This is a genomic window from Anaplasma phagocytophilum (assembly GCF_023476575.1).
Taxonomy (GTDB): domain Bacteria; phylum Pseudomonadota; class Alphaproteobacteria; order Rickettsiales; family Anaplasmataceae; genus Anaplasma; species Anaplasma phagocytophilum_A.
Window position 1 is genome coordinate 1 of the sequence record NZ_JAHLEX010000071.1, and the last position, 6,519, is coordinate 6,519.

7 protein-coding genes and 1 tRNA gene are annotated in these 6,519 nt (G+C 41.5%); 6 read left to right on the forward strand and 2 right to left on the reverse strand.

Annotated features, from left to right (window positions below; genetic code table 11):
* Positions 1 to 297: 297 nt before the first annotated feature.
* A complete protein-coding gene (gene rsmA, locus KPX09_RS03870) occupies positions 298 to 1,107 on the reverse strand; it encodes a 16S rRNA (adenine(1518)-N(6)/adenine(1519)-N(6))-dimethyltransferase RsmA (RefSeq protein WP_249549078.1) in 810 nt (269 codons plus the stop codon).
* 118 nt (positions 1,108 to 1,225) lie between these two features.
* Between rsmA and KPX09_RS03875 the strand changes: the two genes are divergently transcribed.
* From KPX09_RS03875 to tsaD, 4 genes are all read left to right on the forward strand, one after another.
* Positions 1,226 to 1,299, forward strand: a tRNA-Thr gene (locus KPX09_RS03875).
* 26 nt (positions 1,300 to 1,325) lie between these two features.
* Positions 1,326 to 2,048: a triosephosphate isomerase gene (locus KPX09_RS03880; RefSeq protein WP_249549079.1), complete on the forward strand. Its 723-nt coding sequence runs from the start codon at positions 1,326 to 1,328 to the stop codon at positions 2,046 to 2,048.
* A gap of 7 nt (positions 2,049 to 2,055) precedes the next feature.
* The gene (locus KPX09_RS03885) at positions 2,056 to 3,075 is read left to right on the forward strand and encodes a TAXI family TRAP transporter solute-binding subunit (RefSeq protein ID WP_249549080.1); all 1,020 of its coding nucleotides are present in this window, start codon (positions 2,056 to 2,058) and stop codon (positions 3,073 to 3,075) included.
* 1 nt (position 3,076) lies between these two features.
* Entirely contained in the window at positions 3,077 to 4,105 is a 1,029-nt protein-coding gene (gene tsaD / locus KPX09_RS03890) for a tRNA (adenosine(37)-N6)-threonylcarbamoyltransferase complex transferase subunit TsaD (protein WP_249549081.1), read from the forward strand.
* Here tsaD and KPX09_RS03895 read toward each other — a convergent pair.
* Positions 4,098 to 4,703: an RDD family protein gene (locus KPX09_RS03895; RefSeq protein ID WP_249549082.1), complete on the reverse strand. Its 606-nt coding sequence runs from the start codon at positions 4,701 to 4,703 to the stop codon at positions 4,098 to 4,100. The two genes, tsaD and KPX09_RS03895, sit on opposite strands and share 8 nt — an antisense overlap.
* 70 nt (positions 4,704 to 4,773) lie before the next feature.
* On the opposite strand from KPX09_RS03895, the gene KPX09_RS03900 reads away from it, so the two are divergent.
* The gene (locus tag KPX09_RS03900; RefSeq protein WP_249549083.1) at positions 4,774 to 5,124 is read left to right on the forward strand and encodes a dihydroneopterin aldolase; all 351 of its coding nucleotides are present in this window, start codon (positions 4,774 to 4,776) and stop codon (positions 5,122 to 5,124) included.
* A gap of 68 nt (positions 5,125 to 5,192) precedes the next feature.
* Positions 5,193 to 6,158 (forward strand): malate dehydrogenase, encoded by a 966-nt coding sequence (gene mdh, locus KPX09_RS03905; RefSeq protein WP_249549084.1) that lies wholly within the window; start codon positions 5,193 to 5,195, stop codon positions 6,156 to 6,158.
* Positions 6,159 to 6,519 lie beyond the last annotated feature (361 nt).

Below are 6,519 nucleotides of genomic sequence, written 5' to 3' on the forward strand. Positions count from 1 at the left end.
GATACGCCTGAAATTCTTGCAGAAATAGCTCCTAATTAGTAGATGGGAACTATATTTGTAGGATATCCAACCAGCTTCTTCATAAACTACTATATTAAGGGTTTTGGACTACTGACTGTGCTGAGTATTCTGAATCGGAAGGAATGTTTCCCTTAGTCTTCACTTAGAGGTTTTTATTTTCGGAGTTTATTGGTATTTACCGGTTGTATCGTGTTTTTATCTGGTTGAGAGTCCGTAGAAGGTATAAAACCACAAATCGTGCTGTTTTCTAGGATTATTATTTTTTTGTAGATGTGATCAGATTATATTTATACTGCGCGCTTTTAAGGCATTGGACAGAGTGCATAATTGCTCTATAGATAGGGATTCTGCTCTTGCATTAGGGGCAATATTGCATTCAATGAATAGTGTATCACCATCTTTTATGCATGACTTTAAGGAGTTGCGGATTGTTTTTCGTCTGCAGTGGAATAACTTTTTTAATACTTGTGCGAAATATGAATTGTCTACTAAAAATCTAGGAGATAATAAGGGAGTTATCTCTATAACTGAAGAATATACTTTAGGAGATGGGGTGAAAATTTCCGGTGGGAAATCTTCAATTTTTTTAACATCACATAGTAGCTGCACAAGAATAGACAGAATAGAGTAGCTTTTCGTATTTGGCTGAGCTACGATTCTATCGGCTACTTCTTTTTGGAACATAAGAATGAGCTTCTCAAAGCGATGTATATAAGGAAGAAGTTTTAGAAGTAAAATTACAGATATATTATACGGGAGGTTAGATATCATCTTGAGGGGCGATTGAGATAGCAGCTGTTCTATGTTGACGTCTAAAATATCTTCAAAAATGCAATCATATTCAGTATGTGCTTCTTTTATGTTATTGTGTATGTTTGATAATCTTCTATCTTTCTCAATAGCGATCAGTCTACGTACCCCTTTATTAAGGATTGATTGAGTCATTATTCCGAGTCCTGGTCCTACTTCTATTACGTTGTATTTTTTCAGGCATCCTGCATGTGAAACAATTTTTTCCGCGATAGCAGTATCTAGTATGAAACACTGACCCAAAGATTTTTTCGTCCTGTATTTGGTAATTTTCATACATTAATTCTCGTGCATATCTCCATAAATAGTCATGTTTTAGTGTATTGACTTTTATCCTAACATGTATATCATAGCTACCGCTAGCTGTTATAGGATTTAGTTTTCGCGATGGTTGGCCGGCTTAGCTATAATTGGTAGAGCGCCTGACTTGTAATCAGGATGTTGTCGGTTCGAGTCCGGCAGTCGGCTCTCTCTATGTAATTATTATGGATGATATGTCCTTTCTTGTTGTTGCGAATTGGAAGGCTAACGGTAATGCAAGGCTAGCTGAAAGTTTCTTGGACGTTCTGTCTTCTCAAAACTCATTATCAGGTAGTTCTGCGTGCAGCGTGGTGTTGTGTCCCCCGTACACTGCTATGCCTTCATTAAGGGGGCGAAGTTGTATAGTTAAGTTAGGTGGGCAGGACTGTTTTGCTGGGATGAGTCGTGGTTGTACTGGTGAAATCACTGCCAAAATGCTGCGGGAATGTGGCTGTGAGTACGTGATACTAGGCCACTCTGACCGGCGGACTCTGCTTAATGAGAGTGACTCTTTGATAAAGCTTAAGGCTGAGAGTGCTATAGGAGAATGCCTTGTTCCGATAATATGCGTGGGAGAAAATAAGGAAGAGCGAGAAAGTGGCGCTACTGGAAGGGTTTTATTAGAGCAATGCCGGAGTTGCCTTCCTGAAGAGGGGGAGTTTTTTGTTGCTTATGAACCTATATGGGCTATAGGTGGTTCTGTTATCCCTGATATTGCGATGATAGAGGAGGCTTTTTCTATAATTAGGTCGCATAATCCTGGGCTTCGTATCATATATGGTGGTTCTGTAAATGAGAGTAACATATGCTCGCTGAATACATGTGTTGGTGATATCGCTGGGGTGTTGGTAGGTAGTGCTAGTTTAGATGCTGATGGATTTGCTAGAATGTTGGATAATGTGATGGAATGCTTATAGGTCATATATGCTAAGGGGAATAGTTACCTGCTTTGTTGCGCTTTGTAGCCTTTCTTTTTTGTTTTTTACTAATGTAGCTCTCTCTGCAGATGCTCCGTCGAGGGATTTCGTCCTTATAGGGAGTGGGTCTATGACCGGAGTATACTATTCCATTGGTGGAGGGTTGTGTAAGTTTGTTGTTTCGGGATATGGGGAGAGGCATCCTGGTGATGCACTTATTTGCTCTACTGCATCTACGTCTGGAAGTGTATACAATCTCAATGCCATGAGAAGGGGCGCCATGGATATCGGTGCCGCTCAGTCAGACATAGGGTATTATGCTTATGCGGGGAAAAATTTGTATAGTAGTGAGCAGCCAATGCAGAATCTTAGGTTGCTGGCGCAGTTGCATAGGGAGTATCTCACGTTAATAGTGCGTGCTGATTCTGGAATAAAAACGATAGATGATATAAAAGGTAAGAGGGTTAACATAGGCGCTCCTGGTACAGGCATTCGTTCGGCGATGTTGGGGCTTATGGAGTTGAAGGGATGGACAACAAAAGATTTTCTTGTAATGTCGGATTTAAGAGCTTCTGAGCAAGTGCAGGCACTTTGTGATGGAAAAGTGGATGTAATATCTGATTTTATTGGGCATCCAAATGCATCTATGCAGGAAGTGGCTGCGACGTGTGGTTCGGTTGTCTTATCTCTAGATGCTGATTTGATAGCAAAAGTTATAGAGAAGTATCCTTACTACCAGGAGGGTATGATACCTGGTAATACATACTCAAATATTCCGTATGATGTTCATACCATCTCGATAAGAGCTTCGATATATGCGACTACAGAGCTTTCTGATGAGATGGCTTATATTACGGTAAAATCAATAGCTTCTAACTTAGTAAGGTTCCGTGAGCTGAGTGCTGCTCTCAGGAATTTAACATTAGCGGATCTTCGGGGGGCGTCATCAAGAGGTAGTGCTTTTGAAGTGCCCTTGCATAAGGGTGCGGAAGAGTTTTATAGAGACTTTGGTCTAATAACAGGCTAGCGTGGGTGAAGTACTACTAGGAATAGAGACAAGTTGTGATGAAACTGCTGTTGCTATATTGGCAGACAGTGGGGAAGTGTTCTCGCATGAGGTCTTGTCTCAGGTGGAGCATTCTGCATATGGTGGGGTGGTTCCTGAAATAGCTGCGCGTGCTCACTACGATTTCTTGCAGGTGCTCGTGAGAAAGGCAATGAGCAATTCTGCTCTGAAATTCGATGATTTTTCGGGTATAGCTGTTACAGCTGGGCCTGGGTTAGTAGGTTCTTTGATTGTGGGTGTTATGTTTGCAAAGGCTGTTTCCTATGCGACGAAAAAGCCTATCATAGCGGTTAATCATTTAGAAGCCCATGCTTTGGTGGTGCGGATGAATCAAGAGATTGTCTTTCCTTTTCTTGTTCTTATTGTTTCGGGTGGCCATTGTCAGTTTATGTTAGCTCATGATGTTGGCTGCTACAGTAAATTGGGCGGTGCAATCGATGATTCACTAGGTGAAGCGTTTGATAAAGTGGCGCGAATGCTTGGGTTAGGGTATCCGGGCGGTCCGGCTGTAGAATGTAAGGCTAAGAACGGTCGTGGGGATAGATTCTTTTTTCCTCGCGCTTTACATAATAGACCTGGCTGTGACTTTTCATTTTCAGGATTAAAGACAGCAGTTCGTTATGCAATCGAGAGGGAGGGACCTCTGGACGAAGAAATGGTATGTGATATATGTGCATCTTTTCAGGAATGCGTAGGTGATATACTGGTGAGTAGAATACGGAATGCCATAAGGGCTGCTAGAAAACTGAACGAGGGTATAGATAAGCTGGTGGTTACTGGTGGGGTAGCATCAAATGGATTTTTAAGAACTGTTATATCGCAGTGCGCGGAAGACATGGGTATTACTGCGATATTTCCACCCAGGGAACTATGCACGGACAATGGCATAATGGTGGCTTGGGCAGGAGTGGAGAATCTTCGTAAGGGTAACGCAGTTGCTTCGCTAGGATTTGCTCCCAGAGCTAGATGGCCTATGGAAAGCATCAGCTAGCCTTTTCTTTATACTGAAGTAAGCTCTTTTTTGTTACGACTACAGTATTTGCCAGCATGTCGTGCCATGCCCTTTTTCTTGAATCAAAATTGGACCAAATTATGCCAAGACAAAGAGGTAAGCCAGAAATCCCTACGTATGCAAACCTTTTTGTAGCTTGTGCGAAGTTCATGGCTGCAAGTGAATTTTCATCTATTACTTTAAGTCCTAATAGATATGCACCTACTGTAGCAGAAAAACGTGTCCACATGTACACATAATACATGTATAGCGCAACAAGTTGTATAGTCTGCAGTGCCACGACTTTGTACAGGTATCTATTTTTTAAAATGACTTCATCTTCCTTTAATGAAGCTCCCATTTTGTATTTCTCAACAGCCTTGAAAGTTGCCTCATTTTTAGGGAAAACATATATAAAACAACCATGCATAAGCTGTAATACTAGCACGACAAGTAGCAGATCTATTAATGCGGCCACGCATCTGCGCGTGCCAGATATATAGTGCAACTCCCCGTCTTGAACTTTTTTCGGGCGTCCAAATGGATATAGTGCCATGTTTGAAGCCCATGTCAGTAACTTATGTAAAGGCTTTTGCATATGTATTCTCCTAGACAAAGCGCATAATGTCGCATTTTATACTAACTGATACCTATCTAGAGAGAATTTTGTGGTTTTTCAGCTAAATATTGAAGATCTAGCGGTCTGTATGTGCATAGGAGTTTACAACTGGGAAAGAATAATCAAGCAAAAAGTCCATGTTAGTATGAGTATAACATATAGCAGCGAGCAAGGTGGTGAGTTCTTGGATTATGATATCCTTAGTCAAAGAGTAGTTGAGTTACTTACGGCAAAAGATTACCTCCTTTTGGAGGATGCAATATCCGATATACTATCATTTATAGTTTTGGAGTACGATACGACGTTGGCATGTGAAGTGAAAATCTGTAAGCCAGTAGTATCTTTTATCAGGGATTCAAAGAGCATTTCTATCTCTGCTACATGGAATAAGGACAGGTAGGGAAGCCTGCTTGACAAGTATAGAGGGCTTGCTATACTTCGAGGGTTTTTGTTTTTCACATTGTGGCTATGCGCTCTCATCGTTCAGTAAAAGTTTCATTAATAGGTGCTGGGAATATAGGTGGTACTTTAGCTTATATGCTAGGTGTTGCGGGTATCTGTCAGGAGCTTGTACTTGTAGATGTGATGGACGGTGTGCCACGGGGGAAGTTGTTGGATATCGGGCATGCGCTAGCAATATCGGGTGTGGATATAACAGCAGTTGGTGGTTCAGACTATGAAGCTATTGAGGGATCTGATGCAATTGTTGTTACGGCAGGCCTTCCTAGAAAGGAAGGGATGAGTCGTGAAGATTTGCTCATGGCTAATGCAGCGGTGATAAAAGGTGTGGCTGAAAATATTAGGAAATATTCTCCCGATGCTTTTGTTATAGTTGTGACCAATCCTCTTGATGCCATGGTGTGGTATATGCAGCAATGTTCAGGATTGCCTATGAACAAGGTAGTTGGCATGGCGGGCGTTCTGGATTCGGCGAGGTTTTCTTTTTTCCTTGCGAAGCACATGGGTGTTTCGGTAAGTAGCGTATCATCTGTTGTCTTAGGTGGGCACGGTGATCTTATGTTGCCTTTGTTGAAGTATTCTACTGTTGGGGGTGTTTCTGTTTCAGATCTTATAAGTTGTGGTCGTTTGAGCTCTGAAGATGTGCATGCAATTGTAGAAAGGACTCGCAAGGGAGGAGAGGAGATTGTTAAGTTGCTGAAGAGTGGTTCAGCGTATTATGCTCCAGCTGCTTCCTGTATGAATATGCTTGAATCATACTTATTCGATAAGCGCTGTGTTATCCCTTGCTCAGTAGGGTTAGATGGTAAGTATGGAGTAAGTGGCGGTCTGTTTGTGGGGGTTACAGCGGTAATAGGAAAGAATGGTGTAGAAGAGGTGATAGAATACGTTCTCTCACAGGAGGAGCAGGAAATTTTCGAAAAATCAGTGGGATTAATCAGTAATTCAGTGAAGATTATTTCTGAGCAAAAGTAGTATTGTATCTTGTGTGATAGAATGTATACGGGTAGATGTTCTTTCATCTTGTTTTTGGATGAAATAGGGCGGTCTAGTGCTGTATGCTGTCTCTCTTAATGGGGTAAGCCGCTTAGGTGTAAGGGCCGTTTTCTGTGATAGTTTTTGTGGGACTGTTGCTTCTCTTCGGTAGCTGGTTATATCCTAGGGATTAGGTAGTTGCTGCTGCCTGAATCTCAGAATTGTGCTAAATATAGAGCTTTTTTTCTTGTATAAGAAGTGCATATTTTTGTTTACTAAAGGAACTGTTGGTTGCACTTTGAAAAGGGGGTTTTTGTTATTGATAATGGGATGAAAGATTGCAATAGCCTTAGCAAAGTGA